This is a genomic window from Thioalkalivibrio sp. ALJ7 (genome assembly GCF_000376865.1).
Lineage (GTDB): Bacteria > Pseudomonadota > Gammaproteobacteria > Ectothiorhodospirales > Ectothiorhodospiraceae > Thioalkalivibrio.
In genome coordinates this window covers 99,831-118,084 of sequence record NZ_AQXQ01000006.1, presented here as the reverse complement: position 1 = coordinate 118,084, position 18,254 = coordinate 99,831, and the positions used below count along the sequence as shown (strand labels likewise).

Genomic DNA, 18,254 nt, shown 5'->3' with positions numbered 1-18,254 from the left:
ATCTTGGAGACGACGCCGGCGCCGACGGTGCGGCCGCCTTCGCGGATCGCAAAGCGCAGACCGTCTTCCATCGCGATCGGGTTGATCAGGGACACCGTCATCTTCACGTTGTCACCCGGCATCACCATCTCGGTACCTTCCGGCAGCTCCACCGATCCCGTCACGTCCGTCGTGCGGAAGTAGAACTGCGGACGGTAGCCGTTGAAAAACGGCGTATGACGGCCGCCTTCTTCCTTGCCCAGGATGTACACCTCGGCTTCGAAATGCGTGTGCGGCGTGATCGAACCCGGCTTGCACAGCACCTGACCACGCTGCACGTCGTCGCGCTTGGTACCACGCAGCAGGATGCCCACGTTGTCGCCCGCTTCGCCCTGGTCCAGCAGCTTGCGGAACATCTCCACACCGGTGACCGTGGTCTTCTGGGTATCGCGAATGCCGACAATCTCGATCTCTTCGCCCACCTTCACCACACCGCGCTCGATACGACCGGTCACCACCGTGCCGCGACCCGAAATCGAGAACACGTCTTCCACCGGCATCAGGAAGGCGCCGTCCACGGCACGCTCCGGCTCCGGAATCCAGGTGTCCATCGCCTCGACCAGCTTGTAGATCGCCGGGGCGCCCACTTCGCTCTCGTCACCTTCCAGCGCCTTCAGCGCCGAACCAGTGATCACCGGGGTGTCGTCACCCGGGAAGTCGTACGAGGACAGCAGGTCGCGCACTTCCATCTCGACCAGCTCCAGCAGCTCCGGATCATCGACCATGTCGGCCTTGTTCAGGAACACCACGATGTACGGCACACCCACCTGACGCGCCAGCAGAATGTGCTCGCGGGTCTGCGGCATCGGGCCATCGGCCGCCGACACCACCAGGATCGCGCCATCCATCTGCGCCGCACCCGTGATCATGTTCTTCACATAGTCCGCGTGCCCAGGGCAGTCGACGTGCGCGTAATGACGAATATCCGACTCGTATTCCACGTGCGCGGTCGCAATCGTGATCCCACGCGCCTTCTCTTCCGGCGCATTGTCAATCTGATCAAACGCCCGGGCTTCACTTCCGTACTTCTTGCCCAGCACCGTCGTCATCGCCGCCGTCAGCGTCGTTTTCCCATGGTCCACATGACCAATCGTTCCCACATTCACATGCGGCTTCTTACGCTCGAACTTTTCCTTGGACATCTCTCGCTTCCCCGGATCGTGACGCTAAAACTCAACAGCGACGCAGGTTGTACGCTGACATTAAATTTGGAGCTCATGACCGGATTCGAACCGGTGACCTCTTCCTTACCAAGGAAGTGCTCTACCGACTGAGCTACATGAGCCGAACTACCGCCAGGACCCCACCCGATACTCTGCGGGCCAATACTGGAGCGGGTGATGGGAATCGAACCCACATCATCAGCTTGGAAGGCTGAGGTTCTACCATTGAACTACACCCGCAGAACCCTGGCTTACTGAACCACCGCCTGCTTCAGGCCGCTGGCTTGAAAACCCGATGGTGGAGGGAGGAGGATTCGAACCTCCGAAGGCTGAGCCAGCAGATTTACAGTCTGCCCCCGTTGACCGCTTGGGTATCCCTCCTCGATCAAGCCGCGTATTCTGAACCAGCGCGAAGCGCAGCGTCAAGCGCTCCTGCGCGCCTATCTTCAATGCGCCGGCAACAGCCTTGTGTTTGGCAGGGCTGATTTCTATGATCGAGGCTCGACAAGGGCGCGCTCCGTTAGGGAGTACGTTTCCCTTCCGCCGCGGACGCACGTAGAGTGTGGCGCATCACTAGGTTTGTTTACGCAGAGGCCCATGGCGAACACCACTACGGCACCGCGGCTACCCGGGCTGGCGAAGCGCCTGGTCGAAGCCGGCCTGATCGCGGAGGACATTGCCTCCCAGCTGGTCGAGGAGTCCCAGTCCCAGCAAACCCCGCTGATGACCCTGCTAGCCAGCAAGGGCCAGGTGGCCGAGGCACGCCTCGCCGAAGCGGCCGCCGAGGAATTCGGTCTGCCGGTCTTCGACCTGGCCTGCTTTGAACCCGAGCTCCTGCCCAAGGATCACCTCAACGAGAAGCTGATTCAGAAACACCATGCCTTGCCGCTGATGGTCCGCGGCAATCGGCTTTACATCGCGGTATCCGACCCCACCAATCTGGGCGCCACCGACGAGTTCAAGTTCGCGACCGGGATGCCCGTGGAAGCGGTCCTGGTGGAGTCGCACAAGCTCGACCGTCTGATCGACAGCGCCCTGAGCGCGGCGTCGTCGTTGATGGACGACCTCGGCGACGATGGCCTGGACGGGCTGGCAATCGAATCCGGTGACGACGACAAGGAAGGCTCGGACACCGCCGAAGGCGCCGACGATGCGCCCGTGGTCCGCTTCGTCAACAAGTTGCTGATGGACGCGATCAACCGCAAGGCATCGGACATCCACCTCGAACCCTTCGAGAAGGACTTCCGCGTGCGCTTTCGCATTGATGGGGTGCTGCACGAGGTCGCCCACCCGCCGAATGCCCTGGCGCCACGTATCACCGCGCGCGTGAAGGTGATGTCGCGCATGGACATCGCAGAACGCCGCGTACCCCAGGACGGACGCATCAAGCTGAAGCTCTCGCGCACGCGCGCGATCGATTTTCGTGTGTCGTCCCTGCCGACGCTGTACGGCGAAAAGATCGTGATGCGTATCCTCGACCCGAGCAGCGCGTCGATGGGCATCGACCAGCTGGGTTACGAAGAACCGCAAAAGGAAGCGTATCTCAAGGCGCTCAGCCGACCCTACGGGATGATCCTCGTGACAGGCCCCACCGGGTCGGGTAAGACGGTCTCTCTTTATACCGGGCTGGGGATCCTCAACACCGCCGACCGCAACATCTCCACTGCGGAAGACCCGTCGGAAATCAACATGCCCGGGGTCAACCAGGTCAACATCAATCCCAAGGTGGGCTTGACCTTCGCGAGCGCGCTGCGCGCATTCCTGCGTCAGGACCCGGACGTGATTATGGTGGGCGAAATTCGTGACCTCGAGACAGCCGAGATCGCCATCAAGGCGGCCCAGACCGGTCACCTCGTACTCTCCACCCTGCACACGAACGACGCCCCGCAGACGTTGACACGCCTCGCCAACATGGGCGTGCCCCCGTACAACATCGCCTCGTCGATCCTGCTGATCATTGCCCAGCGCCTCGCGCGTCGGCTGTGCCCGAACTGCAAAGAGGCAGAGCAGCTTCCGGAAGAGGTCCTGCGCAAGGAGGGCTTCACCGATGCCGACATCCAAGCGGGGGTCAGTTCCTTCCGCGCGGTGGGCTGCGACCAGTGCACCAACGGCTACAAGGGCCGACTGGGGATCTATCAGGTCATGCCGATCAGCGAAGAGATGCAGCGCGGGATCCTGGAGGGCTATAACTCCATGCAGCTCGCGGAGCAGGCAGAAAAAGAAGGTATCGAGGACCTGCGACGCGCCGGCCTCATGAAAGTCATGGCGGGGCTGACCAGCCTCGAGGAAGTTAATCGCGTGACCAAGGACTAGTGCCGCAAACGGCACAGGTCACCAGCTACAGGGGGACAGGGGGATGGCCGACTCCGGGACGATCTACACCTGGGAAGGACTGAACAAGAACGGGGACCGGGTCAAGGGCGAGACCCCGGCCGATAACGAGGCGACTGCGCGCGCCGATCTGCGCAAGAACGGCATCAATGTCGTCAAGATCCGCAAGAAGCCGAAATCGCTGTTCTCCGGGGGCAAGAAGAAGATTGTCCCGGCGGATATCGCCTATTTCCTGCGCCAGATGACCACCATGCTGCAATCGGGCGTGCCCCTGGTCCAGGCCTTCGAGATCGTCGGACGCGGGAACGAAAAGCCCGCGATGCGCGACCTGGTGCTGAGACTGAAGGCCGACGTCGAGGGGGGCGAGACCTTCGCCAAGGCGCTGTCCAAGCATCCGCGGCATTTTGACGACCTGGTGACCAACCTGGTCGAGGCCGGCGAACAGGCCGGGACGCTCGAGACACTGCTGGACAAGATCGCCACCTACAAGGAAAAGACTGAGGCCCTGAAGGCCAAGATCAAGAAGGCGTTGTTCTATCCGGCAGCCGTGGTGGTGGTCGCCATCGTCGTGACCGCAATCCTGCTGATCTACGTGGTGCCACAGTTCGAGGCCCTGTTCCAGGGCTTCGGCGCTGACCTGCCGGTATTCACGCGCATGGTGGTCGACCTTTCGGAGTTCACCCAGAGCTGGTGGTGGGCGATCCTCGGCGTATTCATCGCGATCGGCTTCATCTTCGTGCAGGCGCGCCGGCGATCGCCTCGCTTCGCGCGTTTTCTCGACATCATCATCCTCAAGGCCCCGGCATTCGGCCCGATTCTGCGCAAGGCGGCGATCGCCCGCTTCGCCCGGACGCTGGCCACCATGTTCTCCGCGGGCGTGCCACTGGTCGATGCCCTGACCTCGGTCTCCGGTGCTACCGGCAACGCGGTCTACCGTGAGGCCACGCTGCGCATGCGCGACGAGACCGAGGCCGGCGGGCAACTCCAATGGTCCATGCGCAATACCGCCGTATTCCCGAACATGGTGGTGCAGATGGTCGCCATTGGCGAGGAATCCGGCTCCCTGGACTCCATGCTGTCCAAGGTCGCGGATTTCTACGAGGAAGAAGTGGACAACGCCGTGGACAGCCTGTCCAGTCTGCTCGAGCCCCTGATCATGGTGGTATTGGGCGTACTCGTCGGTGGTCTGGTCATTGCGATGTATCTGCCCATCTTCCAGATGGGCCAGGTGATTTGATGCCCCGGGCCCGCGACTCAGGGAACTAAGGGGATGCTGGCCGAGATCGGGACGGTACTGGGGGGCTGGGCACTCCCGATCGCCGGGGTGTTCGGGCTGCTGATTGGCAGCTTCTTGAACGTCGTCATCGCCCGTCTTCCGGTGATGCTGGAACGCGAGTGGGAGACCGAGGCCCGCGCGATCCTGGAGCACGAAGCACCCGGCGAGCGCGAACGCTTCGATCTGATCCAGCCCCGTTCCCGCTGCCCGCAATGCCAACGCCCGATCCGGGCGCTGGAGAATGTCCCCATCCTCAGTTTTCTGTTCCTGCGCGGACGCTGCCCTGGCTGCGGCACGCGCATCAGCTGGCAATACCCGGCGGTGGAGGCGCTCACCGCACTGCTGTTCATCGTCACGATATGGACGTTCGGGATCGGCGCGGCTGGACTGCTGGCCCTGGCGTTTACGGCCACCCTGATCGCCGCGGCCGGGATCGACGCGCGCACGACCCTGCTCCCTGATCAACTCACCCTGCCGCTTTTGTGGCTGGGCCTGCTGATCAACATCCCAGGCACCTTCACCGACCTGCAATCCGCAGTGATCGGAGCCGCTGCCGGCTACCTGATCCTGTGGTTGATCTTTCATGGCTTCCGCCTGCTCACCGGGAAGGAGGGCATGGGCTTTGGCGACTTCAAGCTATTGGCCGCCCTGGGGGCCTGGCTGGGCTGGCAGGCCCTGCCCGTAATTCTGCTGCTGGCCTCCCTGGTAGGCGCAGTGGTCGGCATCGCACTGATCCTGCTACGCGGCCGCGATCGCAACATCCCGATCCCGTTTGGCCCCTACCTGGCCGCGGCCGGGTGGCTGGCGCTTATCTGGGGCGACGAATTGCTGGCCCTCTACTTCCCGCAAGGGTTTTAGGGCCAAGCGGATGCTGCAAGTCGGACTCACCGGAGGGATCGGCTGTGGCAAGAGCCGGGTCGCAGGACTGTTCGCCAGCCTCGGGGTCCCCGTGCTGGATGCCGATACCATCAACCGCGAACTGCAAAGCCCCGGGCATGACCTCTACGCCGCGATCGTCGATCGTTTCGGTCCCGGCGTTCTGGATGCTCGCGGCCACCTCGACCGAGGCGCCCTGCGCAGCCGGATCTTCGCCGACCCGGGCGAGCGCCAGGCACTGGAGGCACTGGTGCACCCGGCGGTGGAAGCCGCCATCGAGGAGCGACTGACCGCCCTGTCGGACGAGAACGTACCGTATGCGCTGATCGTCGTGCCTTTGCTGTTTGAGGCCGAATGGGAAGGCCGGTTCGACCACGTGATCGTGGTGCATTGCGAACCCGCGGAACAGATCACCCGAGTGACTCGCCGCGACGGCCGCAGTCGCGCCGAGGTCGAAGCGATCCTCGAGGCCCAGATGGACCCCGAGGAACGGCGCCGACGCGCGGATAGCGAGATTCGCAATAGCGGAGACGCATCGGACGCCGAACTGGCGACACAGGTAGCAGATCGCGATGCTGCCCTGCGACAGCTAGCGACCACGACTGCCACACGGGTAGAAAACCACCCCCGGAATACCTGATACTGCGGGGATTGTTGGTCGACAACCCGCCCAGCCCACTTTGCCGAACAGGCGCGCCGTGAGCCAAACCCTGACCTTCGAACAACCGCTGCACGAACGCGTGCGCCTCCTGCTGCGTCTGGAGGCGCTGAACGCGCGTTTCGGGGATGCACTGGAATCCGGACGTCCACTCGACCATCACGAGGCCCTAGTGTCGCTAGTCGACATCTATGCCTTGGTCACCCGGGTCGACATCAAGCGTGAGCTGATGGGCGAGATCGAGCGCCAGACCGCCAACCTGAACCGGCTGGCCAATCAACCGGGTGTCGACGCCGAGCGTTTCCGCGAAACCATGGATGGGCAAAGACGGCTGCACAGCGCCCTGGAGGAACAGGCAGGGGCACTGGATCACCGCGTACGCGGCAGCGAGTTCTTTTCCAGCGTGCGCCAACGCATGGCCTTACCCGGTGGCGCATTCGACTTCGACCTGCCCATCTACCACTACTGGCTGGCCCAGCCCGTCGCCGCACGCACCGAGCTGTTACTGGAGTGGTTCGAACCGCTTAACACCGTCGCGGAAGCGACCGGACAGGTTCTACGCTACATGCGCCATTCGGGGAATGCCGAGCCGACCACGGCCGAGGACGGCTACTTCGAGCGCAACCTTGATACGGCTCATGCCTGGCAACTCATCCGCGTCACCGTCGACACCGCACTCGGCGTCTATCCCGAGATCAGTGGCGGGCGCCAGCGCTTCACGGTGCGCTTCTTCACCCCGGGCGACTTCCGCGAGCGCCCTGTGCCCGCCAGTCGCGATATCCCCTTTAAGCTCTGCTGCTGCGCGATCTAACCGGGCTGACGTACTACACAGGCGGTCCGGCTCACGCCGGTTGGTCCACTAGGGAGACGCTGATTGAATCGCGCGTCCGCGCTCGAGTCGCTTTTGCGTGCGAACAAGGCGCGGTGACTGCCGTGCAGTCATTCTGCACAAGGGAGCCGCAACGCCGTTCCCACGCCCGTTTTTGATAACAACGGGCGGCCGAGCCCCTGCGTTCAATAGCTTGTGGGGTTGGCGCCCCCCGATTCTGAATGAATATGGCCCGATCCTGCGTTGCGCCCCCAATCCATCAGAAACGGGCGGGTAGAACCACTACCCGCCGCACGACGCGCCTTGTCTCGGAACGTTTGTCTCGAAAAACTGGGGGGCACCAACGCGGACGTGCGATTCAATCAGCGTCTCCCTAGCAATCCGCGAATGGCCGCGATCCCCTGCGCGCCGACCGCCTGCGCCCGGGGCAGAGCCCCAAGATCCATCGCGCCCAGCGCATACACCGGGATGGCGGACTGGCGCACCCATTCGCCAAACCGTTCCCAGCCCAAGGGCTCGGCCCCCGGGTGGGTCGCGGTCGCCCGAACCGGCCCCAGCACCGCGAAGTCGAGACCCAGGGACGCGGCCGCTTCAAGCCCCGCAACATCATGCACCGAAGCCGCCACCCGACCAGGGACCAACGGCCGCGCCTCCAGCGCGCGCCAGCGGCGCTCGGGCAGGTGCGATCCGACTTTATCGAAACCGTTCAACCACTCCAGCGGCGCGTTCGCCAGTACGGGGATGTCGAGCGGGTCGGCCACTGCCGTGATTGCGGCGAGGAACTGACGATAGGCATCGCGCGCCAGGGCCGGCGCGCGCACCTGCACCATACCTGCACGCGCCGCGCGCAACGCGTTCGCCACATCCAGGACCACCGAGGCTATTTCGGCGGCACTATCGGGCGACGGAGTCACCAGGTATCGGGAAGGCAGGGTCAGGGCCTGCAGCATGGGACGATTGGCCGCCGGGAAGTCCGCCGGGTCGAGCAGCGTCGAGTCTCGCCATTCAAGGGGCTGGTCCTCGCGCCCTTCCGGCTGCCCCGACCACTCGGTGACACGGAACACGTGCAGCCGGACCGTCCGTTCAGCGTAGCGATGGGGGATGGTGAGGCACTGGACGGCTGATTCCACGCGGATGCCTAACTCCTCATCCAGTTCGCGCGCGAGGGCTTCCGCGGGCTGCTCGTCCCGATCCACCTTGCCCCCAGGGAATTCCCACAGGCCGGCCAGGTGGCGGCCCTGGGTGCGATGGGTTACCAGCACCCGGCCCGTAGCATCAAGGATCAAGCCGATCGCAACCTCGACCGGGACCGCGCCCGGATCAGGAACGGTACTCGGCATTGATGCGCACGTACTCGTGGGAGAAGTCGCAGGTGTACTTGCGCGCCGTCGCGTCACCCCGCCCAAGGTCAATCACGATATGGATCTCCTCGGCGGCAAAGGCCTGCTGGCCATCGGCCTCCTGATACGCGGGGGCACGGCCGCCGTTGCGCACAATCTCGACCTCGTTCACCCGGATCGCCACACGTTCAATCATCAGATCCGGAATCCCGGCGCGCCCGACGGCGGCCAGAATCCGCCCCCAGTTCGGATCCGAGGCAAACAGCGCCGTCTTGACCAGCGGCGACAGGGCAACGGTCTCCGCCACGCGCGCCGCCTCGTCGCGCTCGCGGGCACCGGTCGTCTCGACGGTCACGAACTTGGTGGCCCCTTCGCCGTCGCGCACGATGGCCTGGGCCAGCTCGAGGCAGATCGCATCCAGGGCGGAGGCGAAGACCTCGCGATCTGCAACGGTCGCAAGCCCCGCACCGCTGGCACCGCTGGACATGCAGACCAGCGCGTCGTTGGTCGAGGTGTCGCCATCCACGGTGATCGCGTTGAAGCTGTCCCGGTTGGCCTGACGTAAAAGACCCTCCAGGGCATCGGCTTCGACAGCCAGGTCGGTACCGATAAAGGCCAGCATGGTCGCCATATTCGGATGGATCATCCCGGAGCCCTTGGCGATGCCGGTCAGCGTGACCTCTCCCTGCGACAGCTGAACGCGGCGGCTGGCGCCCTTGATCACGGTGTCGGTGGTCATGATCGCGCGAGCGGCCTGCATCCAGGCATTCGGAGCGAGGGCGGCATACAAGGCAGGCAATGCGGTCGTGATGCGGTCCACCGGCAACGGTTCGCCGATCACTCCGGTGGAAAAGGGCAGAACCGCATCGGCTGACCCACCCGCGACCCCGGCCAACGCCTCGCAGCAGGTGCGAGCAGCCAGCAGACCCGGTTCACCCGTGCCCGCATTGGCGTTACCCGCGTTGATCAACAGCCAGCGCGGATGGCCGCTCGCCTGGTGTTCAGCAGCGACCACTACCGGGGCGGCGCGAAAGGCGTTGGTGGTGAACAGCGCGGCGATGGTCGCATCGGGACCCGCATCCATCAGGACCAGGTCATCCCGCCCGGCATACCGGATACCGGCGGCCGCCGTGGCGAGACGGATTCCGGGAATGGGCAGCAATGCCTCGGGGATGGAAAGTCCTACGGCCATGCGATCAACTCGACACCGGGGATCAGCCTACAGCTTGCCGTGGCAATGCTTGAACTTCTTGCCGGACCCGCACCAGCAAGGCTCGTTGCGGCCCAATTTCGGCTCCTCGCGCCGGTACGGGGCCTCGCCGCTGGCGACCGGCTCGCGGGCACCCGCCTCGCCCTCGGCGCCAGTATTCAGGGCGCTGTCCGGGTTCTGGTGCTGGAACTGCAAATCGTCCTCGGCCGGCGCGGCCTTCTTCGGCTTGAGCGCCTCGACCTCTTCCGGGGAGCGCAGCTGCATCCGCATCAGGAACTTCACGACATCGTGCTTGATGCGCTCCAGCAACGTCTGGAACATCGCGAAGGCTTCTTTCTTGTATTCCTGCTTCGGATTGCGCTGGGCATAGCCGCGCAGGCCAATGCCCTGGCGCAGGTAGTCCATCGCCGCCAGGTGTTCCTTCCACTGGCTGTCGAGGACCTGCAGCATCACGTCGCGCTGCAGTCGGTTCATGGTCTCGTCCCCCAGATGCTCGCGCTTCTGGCTGAGCATCTCGCGGGCGTGACCGACGATGCGCTCGCGCAGCGGCTCCTCGTGCAGGTCATCTTCATCGTCCAGCCACTGCTGGACCGGAAGGTCGAGCCCGAACTCGCCCATCAGGGCCTGCTGCAGACCCTCGATATCCCACTCGTCCTCGATCGACCCGGGCGGGAGATACTGACTGATCAGGGCATTGACCACATCCTCGATCAGCGTATCGATGGTGTCGCTGATGTCATCGGTGGTCAGCAGCTCGGCGCGTTGTTCGTAGATCACCCGACGCTGGTCGTTGGCGACATCGTCGTATTCCAGTAGCTGCTTGCGGATATCGAAGTTGTGCGCCTCGACCTTGCGCTGGGCGTTCTCGATCGCGCGCGAGACCCAGGCGTTCTCGATCGCCTCGCCCTCCTTCATGCCCAGGCGCTGCATCAGGCTACGCACACGCTCGGAGGCAAACACCCGCATCAGATTGTCTTCCAGCGACAGGAAGAAACGGCTGGAGCCCGGGTCCCCTTGACGACCGGAGCGGCCGCGCAGCTGATTGTCGATACGGCGGGATTCGTGGCGCTCGGAACCGATGATGTGCAGGCCGCCCGACTCCAGCACCGCGTCATGGCGCTGCTGCCAGTCGGCGCGGGTCGCCTCCTGCTTCGCGGTATCCTCGGGATCGATCTCGGCCAGTTCAGCGTCCAGCGATCCCCCCAGCACGATGTCGGTACCACGACCAGCCATGTTGGTGGCCAGGGTCACGGCCTTGGGCTGGCCAGCCTGGGCAATGATCGCGGCCTCGCGCTCGTGCTGCTTGGCGTTCAGGACCTCGAAGGGGATGCCGGTCTTCTTCAGCGCCGTGGCCAGCTGCTCGGAGCTCTCGACCGAGGCGGTACCCACCAATACCGGTTGGCCACGATCCACACACCACTGGATCTCCTTGATGATGGCCTCGTACTTTTCTTCCTGGGTCAGAAACACCAGGTCCTGCATGTCATCGCGTACCAGCGGCTTGTTGCCGGGGATCACGACCACTTCCAGGTCGTAGATCGTCTTGAACTCGTAGGCCTCGGTATCGGCCGTCCCGGTCATGCCGGAGAGCTTGTCGTAGAGGCGGAAATAATTCTGGAAGGTGATCGAGGCCAGCGTCTGGTTCTCACGCTGAATGGGCACACCTTCCTTCGCCTCGATCGCCTGATGCAGGCCTTCGGACCAGCGCCGCCCCCCCATAATGCGGCCGGTGAACTCGTCAATGATCTGGACCTTGTTATCGCGCACCAGATAGTCCACATCGCGATGGAACAACGCATGGGCACGTAATGCCGCATTCAGGTGATGCAGCACCGCGATGCTCGCGGAGTCATACAAGGTCTGATACTCCTCGAGCAGCCCGGCCTCGCGCAGCAGCAGCTCGGCTTTCTCGTGACCCTCTTCGCTGAGGAAGACCTGCTTGGCCTTCTCGTCCACGAAGTAGTGACCCTCGCTCTCTTCATCTTCCTGACGCACAAGCTGCGGCGGGATGGTATTGAGACGTTCGTAGAGTTCGGAACTGTCCCCGCTGGGACCAGAGATGATCAGCGGCGTACGAGCCTCGTCGATCAGGATGGAGTCGACCTCGTCGACCACCGCAAAATTGAGCGCGCGCTGCACGCGCTGTTCGGCCGAGAACGCCATGTTGTCGCGCAGGTAGTCGAACCCGAATTCGTTGTTCGTGCCGTAGGTGAGATCCGCGGCATAGGCTTCACGCCGGGTCACAGGGCGCAGGTGATCGAAGCCGCCTTCCTCGGCGTGGTAATCCGGGTCGAACAGGTACGAGGCAGAATCCACCCCCAGGCCACCGGAGCTGTTCACGACCCCGATGGACAAACCAAGGGCATGGTAGAGCCGCCCCATCCAGGCGGCGTCACGCCGGGCCAGGTAATCGTTCACCGTAACCACGTGCACACCGTCACCCGTGAGGGCGTTGAGATAGGTGGGCAGCGTCGCCACCAGGGTCTTGCCCTCACCGGTGCGCATCTCGGCAATACGGCCGTCGTTGAGGACCATGCCCCCGATCAGCTGGACGTCGAAGTGCCGTAGCCCCAACACCTGCGCACTCATCGCGCGGCAGACCGCGAAGGCCTCGGGCAACAACTTCTCCAGATCCTCGCCTTCGGACAGTCGGCGCTGGAACTCCTGCGTCTTGTGCCGCAGCTCCTCTTGCGGCAGTGCCTCGGTGGCGTCGGCTAATGCGTTGATACGCTCGACCGCGCGGACATAGCGCTTGAGGATGCGATCGTTGCGACTACCGAAGATCTTCTGTACGAGCTGCTTGACCATGGGGATCCGAAAGGGTTGGCTGAAACCCGCCTAGGATAAACGATCCGCCCCGGAAACGCTGTCCCGGGAGGCGGCAAGGGAAACGCTGATCAATCCTGATCGGGGAGGAAGGAATACGGATTGACGGCCTGGCCGGCCTTGACCACTTCGTAGTGCAGGTGGGTGTCGGTGGCGCGACCGGTGCGGCCCATGGTGGCAATGACGTCACCCGCCTCGACGCGCTGACCCGGTTCGACCAGGATGTCCGCATTGTGGGCATAACGGGTGTTGAGCCCCCCGCCATGGGCAATCTCTACCAGATTGCCATAGGCACCGCGGCGTCCCGCAAACACGACCAAGCCACCTCCGGCGGCGCGAATGTCGGAGCCAGGCCGCCCGGCGAAGTCCATACCGGAATGAAAACGGCGCTGCCCGGTGAACGGGTCCTCGCGATAACCAAACGCCGAACTGACCCAGGATTCTTCATCCACCGGACGGAAATGCGGGTTCAATGCCTCGCGAGCGGCATCCTGCCGGAGTTCGGCGCCCATGGTATCGACTGCGTCGAGGTGCCGGCCGAGCAGGTGTTCCAGCGCGAGCAGACGATCATGGATCTCCAGCGGCGAGTCCGGCCCCTCCAGCAATGGCCCGCCCTGGCCACCGGTCTCCGGTTCCAGTTCGGTGACATCCAAGCCCAGGGAGTCTCCGACGGAGCGGATTCGCAAGTCCACCCTCGCCAGCTGGCGCTCGAGGGAGACGACGCGATCGACCAGCAGGGTCAAGCCCTCACGCGCCGCGTCGCGCTCGGCGGCATCCACCGCCACCGTGTCCAGGGTGCTGGTTACGGGGATCTTGACCACCTCGCGCTGACCCTGACCGGCGTGGTAAGCCGCCATCAGGGCCGCCAACATCAGCAGCGCAAAAACCGCCACGGCCAGCGTTATTACCCAAAGCGGCAGACGCGCACAGAGGCCGTCGGGACGTAGTACGATCAACTGCATGCAAATCCTCTCGTTCTATCCGGCACGAAACGGCGAAGGGCCACGATGAAACCACAGCGCATCAGCCGGTTCATTGCCCACGACTGGTCGACTCACTCCAGCCGCGACCGGGGCGTGGAACGCGCCATGGAACCCCTCGTGGGCGATGCCCTCCAGGCCGGCCGTCTCGCCTTTACCTTGCGCGACGACAGCCTGGTCGCGATCTGCGCCGATCGCGGATTGGCCACGGAACTGCGCTTCCAGCAGCGCGAGCTCCTCAAGACACTGGCCGCTGCGGGCTTCGCGGGCATTGAGCGGATGCGAATTCGCCTGACCCATACGCCGCGCGCCCCTGAACCGGCGCAGCGCCTGGAACCGCGCGAGATCCCGGAATCGGCACGCCAAATCCTCGCCGATACCGCCGCCGGGATTCAGGACGACGGGCTGGCCAACGCCCTGCAACGGCTGGCGCGCGCGGCGAAGACGCCGCCCGACTAGCCTGCCGGTGTCGGCGCCAGCTGGCCGAAGGAGATCGGCAACCGCTCGCTCGGATCCTCGAAGGTGACCTTTTCCCACGCCGTCTCGTCGGCGGCGAGCTGCCGGATCAACTGATTGTTCAGGGCATGACCGGACTTGTGCCCGGTAAATGCGCCAATCAGGCTGTGGCCCAGCAGATAAAGATCCCCGACCACGTCGAGGATCTTGTGCTTGACCAGCTCGTTGTCATAACGCAGCCCGTTTTCGTTCAGGATCTTGTAGTCATCAAGCACCACCGCGTTATCCAGGCTGCCACCCAGTGCCAGCTGGTTGGCCCGCAGGGCCTCGATGTCACGCATGAACCCGAAGGTTCGGGCACGCGAGACCTCCTTGACGAAGGAGGTGGAGGAGAAATCCAGCTCCGCGCGCTGGCTTCCATCGGTAAACATGGGGTGTTCGAAGTCGATACAGAAACCGACCTTGAAACCCTCGTAGGGGTCGAAGCGCACCCATTTGTCGCCCTCGCGGACTTCCACGCTGCGCTTCACCCGGATGAATTCCTTGGGTGCATCCTGCTCTTTCAGTCCGGCGGACTGCAGCAGAAACACAAAGGGACCGGCACTGCCGTCCATAATCGGCACCTCGGCGGCACTGACATCCACGTGCAGGTTGTCGATACCCAATCCGGCAATGGCCGAGAGCAGGTGCTCCACGGTCGAAACCCGGACATCACCTTTGACCAGCGTAGTAGACAGTCGCGTGTCGCCGACATTGTCGGCACAGGCGCGAATCTCCACGGACGGATCAAGATCGCAGCGGTGGAACACAATCCCGGTGTTCACCGGGGCCGGACGCAGGGTCAGCACTACCTTTTCTCCGGTATGCAGACCGACACCGGTCGCCCGAATGCTGTTCTTGAGCGTTCTTTGTCTGATCAACGATTTGAGCCTCTTTCTCTATACAGCAAGGCGCATAAGCGGAGCCCGGGCCCTCCCGGGCTCCCTATGCACACAACGATGACCGCATTATTGCAGGATTCCGCCCATCCTGCATGTGCCCGCGGTCTCAGTCCGCCTGCTTTCGCAGGAAGGCCGGAATATCCAGCACATCAATGCCTTGCTGCTGGTTATAGTCCACTGCCAGGTTGTCACCACCGCGACGCTTGACGGTCGGCTGGTCCAGGTCGACCTCGACATCCGAGCCCACGGCCTTCTTCGGCTGTGCGTCCACCACCCGTACCGCCGGGCGCTCCGACTGCGTGGCCGGCGTACCGAGCCCAGTAGCCACCAGGGTCACCCGCAGCTCGTCGGTCATCTCGGGGTCGATCACCGTTCCCACGACAACGTTGGCATCTTCCGAGGCCAGGGCTTTCACTGCTTCGCCCACCTCTTCGAACTCGCCAATACCGACATCCATACCGCCAGTAACGTTCACCAGGATGCCGCGCGCCCCGGAGATGTCGATGTCTTCCAGCAGGGGGCTGGCAATCGCGGCCTCGGCCGCCTCGCGGGCACGATCCTCACCGGTACCGGTGCCGGTCCCCATCATCGCCATGCCCATTTCGCGCATCACGTTGCGCACGTCGGCAAAGTCGACGTTGATCAGACCCGGACGCGTGATCAGTTCCGCGATCCCCTGAACCGCCCCGAACAGCACATCGTTGGCGGCCTTGAAGGCGTCCAGCAGCGTGGTGTTCTTGCCCAGCACCGTTAGGAGCTTCTCGTTGGGGATGGTGATCAGGGAGTCCACCTGTTCGGTCAGGGCCTTGATGCCGGACATCGCGACCTGCATGCGGCGCTTGCCCTCGAACGGGAATGGCTTGGTGACGACCGCGACGGTCAGGATGTTCATCTCCTTGGCGATCTGTGCCACGACCGGCGCGGCACCGGTCCCCGTACCACCACCCATACCGGCGGTGATGAAGACCATGTCGGCCCCCTGCAGCAGATCCTGGATGCGCTCACGATCCTCCAGCGCGGCCTCGCGACCCACGGACGGATCCGCCCCGGCACCGAGGCCCTTGGTGATGTCGCCGCCCAGTTGCAGCAGCGTCTTGGAATCCAAGCTCTTCAATGCCTGGGCATCCGTGTTGGCGCAAATGAAGTCGACGCCTTCCAGCTGCGCGTTGACCATATGTTGGACGGCGTTACCACCGCCGCCTCCGACGCCGACGACCTTGATCGTCGCGTTCTGGCTATAGGTGTCCATCAGTTCGAACGTCATGGCTGCGTCCTCTCGTTGCGTGTGTACATAAACTGCTGTTGGCCTGCTTCATGGTCGGAGAGCGGTCCGACCCCCACGATCCGGCGTGTTCTATTCATCAGAACTGTCCGGAAAACCAGCGCTTCATGCGCGTCCATACGCCCTGGAACCCGCTGCTCACGGGTCGGGCCTCCTGCTCCGCACGCGACTCGCGGGCGTAGAGCAAAAGCCCAACACCCGTTGCGTGAATCGGATTTCTCACCACATCCAGGAGCCCGGTGACGCGTTGCGGCACCCCCAGGCGTACGGGCATGTGGAAGACCTCTTCGGCGAGGTCCACCACACCTTCCATTCGGGACGAGCCGCCGGTGAGCACCACCCCGGCGGCAATCATTTCTTCGGTGCCGGAGCGGCGCAGTTCCGCCTGCACCAGCTGCAACAATTCTTCGTAGCGCGGCTCCACCACCGAGGCGAGCGTCTGGCGCGACAGCCGCCGCGCGGCGCGATCGCCCACGCCGGGGACCTCGATGCTCTCACCGGGGTCGGCCAGCGAGCGCAGCGCGCAGGCGTACTTGATCTTGAGTTCGTCGGCGTACTGGGTCGGGGTGCGCAGCGCGACCGCGATGTCATTGGTGACCTGGTCGCCGGCAATCGGGATAACCGCGGTGTGCATAATGGCGCCGTGGGCGAACACGGCGATGTCGGTGGTGCCCCCGCCAATATCAACCAGGCACACCCCCAGGTCTTTCTCGTCGTCGGTCAGCACCGAGTAGCTGGAGGCCAGCTGCTCGAGGATGATGTCATCGACCCGCAGGCCGCAGCGTTCCACACACTTGACGATGTTCTGCGCCGCGGACACCGCGCCGGTGACCAGGTGCACCTTGGCTTCCAGCCGCACCCCGGACATCCCGATCGGCTCGCGGATGCCCTCCTGCTCGTCGATGATGTATTCCTGCGGCAGCACGTGAAGGATGCGCTGATCCGCCGGGATGGCGATCGCGCGCGCGGCATCGATCACCCGATCGACATCGCCGGCGACCACCTCGCCGTCCTTGATCGCGACCACGCCAGTGGAGTTGTAGCTCTTGATATGGGAGCCGGCGATTCCGGTGTAGACCGAGTGGATCTCGCAGCCGGCCATCAGCTCAGCTTCCTCGACCGCGCGCTGGATCGACTGGACGGTGGACTCGATATTGACGACCACGCCCTTCTTGAGCCCGCGCGACGGCGAGGACCCGATCCCGATGATCTCGATCTCGCCTTCTTCGGTCAGCTCCCCGACAACCGCCTCGATCTTCGAGGTCCCGACATCCAGGCCGACGATCAGACCGGGTTCCGACTTCTTTGCCATCATCTTTTTGCGTCCTGTCGTTCGTGTCATCGGGCGTTCCCCGCACCGTCATCCGCCGTATCCGCCCAGGCCACCGCGAGGCCGTGGGGATAACGCAGGTCGATGCGTTCCACCGGTGCCTCGCGGTAACCCCGGATGGCCGGTACCGCCCGTACCAACTGCCCCAACCGACTCCGATCGGAGTCACGCCCCATGAGCACCCGCACGCCGTCGGCCAGATGGATGGTCCAGTCATGCCGCGCACCCTCTTCCAGACCCACCACCTCCAGCCCGGCATCGGCGAGCCGGGCCGAGACCTCCAGATAGCGATGCATCAGCACCACCTGGCGACCATCAGTGCCCGCCAACGCCGGCAGGCCGTCCCATTCCGTCAAATCGACCGGGCCGAACAGACGACCATGGCGATCGACCAGGTGGTCCGCGCCCCACTGCGCGACCGGAACCGGCTCGCGAATCTCGACCACCAAGGTGTCGGGCCACTGCCGCCGCAGACTCACCGCGTCGATCCAGGCCTGCGCCTCCAATACATCGCGCAGCCGCTCCAGCTCGGCGCCGACGAACCCGGGTGCGTGGGCGCGGGCGAGCTCGCGTACCGCGGCGACATCGGCGTGCTGCGGATTACCGGCCACTTCGATGTGCTCGATCGGCAGCAGGGCGTCCGGGTCGAACTGGAGCCAAGCCACCGTGCCCAACACCAACACCCCGGCCAGGCCCATGCCGGCCATCAAACGCAGA

15 protein-coding genes and 3 tRNA genes are annotated in these 18,254 nt (G+C 64.1%); 6 read left to right on the top strand and 12 right to left on the bottom strand.

Features of this window, described 5'->3' with window-relative positions; all coding sequences use genetic code 11:
• From tuf to D002_RS0102000, 4 genes are all read right to left on the bottom strand, one after another.
• Positions 1 to 1,181, bottom strand: a 1,181-nt coding sequence (gene tuf, locus D002_RS0102015) for an elongation factor Tu (protein WP_018140243.1), incomplete at its 3' end; no start/stop codon positions are given.
• A gap of 67 nt (positions 1,182 to 1,248) precedes the next feature.
• A tRNA-Thr gene (locus D002_RS0102010) sits at positions 1,249 to 1,324 on the bottom strand.
• 44 nt (positions 1,325 to 1,368) lie between these two features.
• A tRNA-Gly gene (locus D002_RS0102005) sits at positions 1,369 to 1,442 on the bottom strand.
• A gap of 56 nt (positions 1,443 to 1,498) precedes the next feature.
• Positions 1,499 to 1,583 (bottom strand) — tRNA-Tyr (locus D002_RS0102000).
• A 216-nt stretch (positions 1,584 to 1,799) separates the two neighbouring features.
• Between D002_RS0102000 and pilB the strand changes: the two genes are divergently transcribed.
• The 5 genes from pilB to zapD are packed head-to-tail and all read left to right on the top strand — an operon-like array spanning position 1,800 to position 7,154.
• Positions 1,800 to 3,515: a type IV-A pilus assembly ATPase PilB gene (gene pilB, locus D002_RS0101995; RefSeq protein WP_018140242.1), complete on the top strand. Its 1,716-nt coding sequence runs from the start codon at positions 1,800 to 1,802 to the stop codon at positions 3,513 to 3,515.
• A gap of 43 nt (positions 3,516 to 3,558) precedes the next feature.
• Positions 3,559 to 4,770 carry a type II secretion system F family protein gene (locus D002_RS0101990; protein WP_018140241.1) on the top strand — a complete coding sequence of 404 codons (1,212 nt, stop codon included), beginning with the start codon at positions 3,559 to 3,561 and terminating at the stop codon, positions 4,768 to 4,770.
• A 33-nt stretch (positions 4,771 to 4,803) separates the two neighbouring features.
• Positions 4,804 to 5,667, top strand: coding sequence for an A24 family peptidase (locus D002_RS0101985; RefSeq protein ID WP_018140240.1), 864 nt, complete (start codon positions 4,804 to 4,806; stop codon positions 5,665 to 5,667).
• Between the two features lie 10 nt (positions 5,668 to 5,677).
• On the top strand, positions 5,678 to 6,325 hold the full coding sequence (gene coaE / locus D002_RS0101980) for a dephospho-CoA kinase (RefSeq protein WP_018140239.1): 648 nt from the start codon (positions 5,678 to 5,680) through the stop codon (positions 6,323 to 6,325).
• A 58-nt stretch (positions 6,326 to 6,383) separates the two neighbouring features.
• A complete protein-coding gene (gene zapD, locus D002_RS0101975) occupies positions 6,384 to 7,154 on the top strand; it encodes a cell division protein ZapD (RefSeq protein ID WP_018140238.1) in 771 nt (256 codons plus the stop codon).
• Between the two features lie 380 nt (positions 7,155 to 7,534).
• Here the strand turns inward: zapD and D002_RS0101970 are convergent, their stop codons facing one another.
• From D002_RS0101970 to D002_RS0101955, 4 genes are all read right to left on the bottom strand, one after another.
• Positions 7,535 to 8,512: a Nudix family hydrolase gene (locus D002_RS0101970; protein ID WP_018140237.1), complete on the bottom strand. Its 978-nt coding sequence runs from the start codon at positions 8,510 to 8,512 to the stop codon at positions 7,535 to 7,537.
• Positions 8,493 to 9,704, bottom strand: a complete 1,212-nt coding sequence (gene argJ, locus D002_RS0101965) for a bifunctional glutamate N-acetyltransferase/amino-acid acetyltransferase ArgJ (protein WP_018140236.1) — start codon at positions 9,702 to 9,704, stop codon at positions 8,493 to 8,495. Before argJ ends, D002_RS0101970 begins: the two co-directional genes overlap by 20 nt.
• A gap of 27 nt (positions 9,705 to 9,731) precedes the next feature.
• A complete protein-coding gene (secA, locus tag D002_RS0101960; protein ID WP_018140235.1) occupies positions 9,732 to 12,530 on the bottom strand; it encodes a preprotein translocase subunit SecA in 2,799 nt (932 codons plus the stop codon).
• An 89-nt stretch (positions 12,531 to 12,619) separates the two neighbouring features.
• Complete coding sequence (locus tag D002_RS0101955) at positions 12,620 to 13,510, bottom strand: M23 family metallopeptidase (RefSeq protein ID WP_018140234.1); 891 nt, start codon at positions 13,508 to 13,510, stop codon at positions 12,620 to 12,622.
• Between the two features lie 45 nt (positions 13,511 to 13,555).
• Here D002_RS0101955 and D002_RS0101950 point away from each other — a divergent pair, with 45 nt between their 5' ends.
• Positions 13,556 to 13,987, top strand: coding sequence for a DciA family protein (locus tag D002_RS0101950; RefSeq protein ID WP_018140233.1), 432 nt, complete (start codon positions 13,556 to 13,558; stop codon positions 13,985 to 13,987).
• Here the strand turns inward: D002_RS0101950 and lpxC are convergent.
• The 4 genes from lpxC to D002_RS0101930 all read right to left on the bottom strand — a co-directional run bounded on the left by lpxC (position 13,984) and on the right by D002_RS0101930 (position 18,235).
• On the bottom strand, positions 13,984 to 14,904 hold the full coding sequence (gene lpxC / locus D002_RS0101945) for a UDP-3-O-acyl-N-acetylglucosamine deacetylase (RefSeq protein ID WP_081610798.1): 921 nt from the start codon (positions 14,902 to 14,904) through the stop codon (positions 13,984 to 13,986). The two genes, D002_RS0101950 and lpxC, sit on opposite strands and share 4 nt — an antisense overlap.
• A 127-nt stretch (positions 14,905 to 15,031) precedes the next feature.
• Positions 15,032 to 16,189, bottom strand: a complete 1,158-nt coding sequence (gene ftsZ, locus D002_RS0101940; protein WP_018140231.1) for a cell division protein FtsZ — start codon at positions 16,187 to 16,189, stop codon at positions 15,032 to 15,034.
• A 97-nt stretch (positions 16,190 to 16,286) separates the two neighbouring features.
• Positions 16,287 to 17,522 carry a cell division protein FtsA gene (gene ftsA / locus D002_RS0101935; RefSeq protein ID WP_018140230.1) on the bottom strand — a complete coding sequence of 412 codons (1,236 nt, stop codon included), beginning with the start codon at positions 17,520 to 17,522 and terminating at the stop codon, positions 16,287 to 16,289.
• Between the two features lie 23 nt (positions 17,523 to 17,545).
• Positions 17,546 to 18,235, bottom strand: a complete 690-nt coding sequence (locus D002_RS0101930; RefSeq protein WP_018140229.1) for a cell division protein FtsQ/DivIB — start codon at positions 18,233 to 18,235, stop codon at positions 17,546 to 17,548.
• Positions 18,236 to 18,254: the final 19 nt, after the last annotated feature.

Excerpts from the sequence above, each read along its gene's own strand:
- pilB (WP_018140242.1), top strand. The coding sequence starts at position 1,800 with ATGGCGAACACCACTACGGCACCGCGGCTACCCGGGCTGGCGAAGCGC.
- D002_RS0101990 (WP_018140241.1), top strand. The coding sequence starts at position 3,559 with ATGGCCGACTCCGGGACGATCTACACCTGGGAAGGACTGAACAAGAAC.
- D002_RS0101985 (WP_018140240.1), top strand. The coding sequence starts at position 4,804 with ATGCTGGCCGAGATCGGGACGGTACTGGGGGGCTGGGCACTCCCGATC.
- coaE (WP_018140239.1), top strand. The coding sequence starts at position 5,678 with ATGCTGCAAGTCGGACTCACCGGAGGGATCGGCTGTGGCAAGAGCCGG.
- D002_RS0101970 (WP_018140237.1), bottom strand. The coding sequence starts at position 8,512 with ATGCCGAGTACCGTTCCTGATCCGGGCGCGGTCCCGGTCGAGGTTGCG.
- argJ (WP_018140236.1), bottom strand. The coding sequence starts at position 9,704 with ATGGCCGTAGGACTTTCCATCCCCGAGGCATTGCTGCCCATTCCCGGA.
- secA (WP_018140235.1), bottom strand. The coding sequence starts at position 12,530 with ATGGTCAAGCAGCTCGTACAGAAGATCTTCGGTAGTCGCAACGATCGC.
- D002_RS0101955 (WP_018140234.1), bottom strand. The coding sequence starts at position 13,510 with ATGCAGTTGATCGTACTACGTCCCGACGGCCTCTGTGCGCGTCTGCCG.
- D002_RS0101950 (WP_018140233.1), top strand. The coding sequence starts at position 13,556 with ATGAAACCACAGCGCATCAGCCGGTTCATTGCCCACGACTGGTCGACT.
- ftsZ (WP_018140231.1), bottom strand. The coding sequence starts at position 16,189 with ATGACGTTCGAACTGATGGACACCTATAGCCAGAACGCGACGATCAAG.
- ftsA (WP_018140230.1), bottom strand. The coding sequence starts at position 17,522 with ATGATGGCAAAGAAGTCGGAACCCGGTCTGATCGTCGGCCTGGATGTC.
- D002_RS0101930 (WP_018140229.1), bottom strand. The coding sequence starts at position 18,235 with ATGGGCCTGGCCGGGGTGTTGGTGTTGGGCACGGTGGCTTGGCTCCAG.